This window comes from Paratractidigestivibacter sp. (assembly GCF_052362415.1).
Lineage (GTDB): Bacteria > Actinomycetota > Coriobacteriia > Coriobacteriales > Atopobiaceae > Paratractidigestivibacter.
This window is the reverse complement of the sequence record NZ_DAWEMK010000033.1, coordinates 4,163-4,976: the sequence shown is the minus strand read 5'-3', so window position 1 is coordinate 4,976 and position 814 is coordinate 4,163. Positions and strand designations below refer to the sequence as shown.

General features: G+C 68.8%; 1 pseudogene. It reads right to left on the bottom strand.

Annotated elements, in window-relative coordinates:
* Positions 1–149 precede the first annotated feature (149 nt).
* Positions 150–814: pseudogene (locus ACT84W_RS04910) on the bottom strand (threonine synthase); the annotation flags it as partial.

Genomic DNA, 814 nt, shown 5'->3' with positions numbered 1-814 from the left:
GTCGATCGCGAGCTCGTCGGCGGGCGTGAGGAGGAAGGTGGCCGTCAAGTCGAGGGCGATCCCCAGGCAGTCGAAGCCGACGCCGACGTTCGCCGAGGTGGCGGGCACGCGGACGATGACGACGGGGGCTTCTTTGCCGTCGGCGGCGATCACAGGAATACCCTCGCGCAGGCGGACTCGACGAAGGCGCCCATCTTCTGGCGGTCGCACACGGCGTCGTGGAGCACCTTGGCGTCGCGGAGGGCGGAAAGCTGGGCCGGCGCGACGGTGCCCGTCTTCGCGGAGAGCGCGTCCATGCACTCGAACCCGCTCATGCCTTCGGTCGGCTCCCCGAGCGCGGCCAGCACGTCGGCGCTGAACTTGTACGGCGAGGCCGTCGAGAGGCACACGCGGGCGCTGCCGTCGCGCTCGACTCCGTCGAGGACGCTCTTTGCCACAGCGGTGTGCGGGTCGATGAGGACGCCGAGCCCCTCCCAGGTGGAGCGGATCTGCGCGCGCGTGGCGTCGTCGTCCGCCCGGCCGCAGGCGAAGACCTCCTGGACGCGGGCCAAGACCTCTGCGGGGACGGTGTAGGAGCCCTTGGTCGCCAGGTCGTTCATGAGGGAGGCGACGAGCCCGCAGTCGCCGTCGCAGAAGTAGTAGAGCATGCGCTCGAGGTTAGAGGAGACGAGGATGTCCATGGAGGGGCTGATCGTCTTGTTGAACGGGCGCATGCGGTCGTAGGTGCCGGTGGTGAGGAAATCGGTGAGCACGTCGTTCTCGTTGGAGGCGACGATGAGCTTGTGGACGGGGAGGCCGAGGCGCTTCGCGTAGT